Origin of the sequence: Kitasatospora sp. NPDC101801, assembly GCF_044766665.1 — a bacterium.
In the GTDB taxonomy this organism is placed as follows: Bacteria; Actinomycetota; Actinomycetes; order Streptomycetales; family Streptomycetaceae; genus Kitasatospora.
Window position 1 is genome coordinate 1 of the sequence record NZ_JBIWML010000022.1, and the last position, 685, is coordinate 685.

The window sequence follows — 685 nt, forward strand, 5'->3', positions numbered from 1 at the left end:
ACGGGTGTGGTGCGGTCATACAGTTTCATAGGGTTTCGGTGGTCATAGCACGAGGGAAACGCCCGGTTACATTCCGAACCCGGAAGCTAAGCCTCGTAGCGCCGATGGTACTGCAGGGGGGACCCTGTGGGAGAGTAGGACGCCGCCGAACAAGTATTCAAGGCCGTTGGCCCCAGCGATTCGCTGGGGCCAACGGCCTTTTTTGTTTTTCCCGAAGCACCTCAGGCCACTGCCCGAAAGCGGATGGTGGCCGGATGCCGGACAATGGAGCTGGTGTGTGGCCACGCGGGCCCCACCACACCGCACCGGGCGACGTCATCGTCGCCCTGGCCGCGCGGTCGAGCAGAAGAAGCAGAAGGAGTCACCACGATGTCGAACCCTCCCCAGGACCGTCCCGACCGACGATCGGACGACGGCCGCGGCTACGAGCCCCGGTCGCGTGGGGGTTTCTCCAACGACCGTGGTGGCCGGCCGTCGGGTGACCGTCCGTCGTATGGCAACCGTGATGACCGTGGTGGCCGCCCCTCGGGCGACCGCCCCTCGTATGGCAACCGTGATGACCGTGGTGGCCGTCCCTCCGGTGACCGCCCCTCGTATGGCAACCGTGATGACCGTGGTGGCCGCCCCTCGGGCGACCGCCCGTCCTATGGCAACCGTGATGACCGTGGTGGCCGCCCCTCCGGTG

1 rRNA gene is annotated in these 685 nt (G+C 66.7%); it reads left to right on the forward strand.

Annotated elements, in window-relative coordinates:
• The first annotated feature begins 34 nt into the window (after positions 1-34).
• Positions 35-151 (forward strand): 5S ribosomal RNA (rrf, locus tag ACIRPK_RS22670).
• Positions 152-685: the final 534 nt, after the last annotated feature.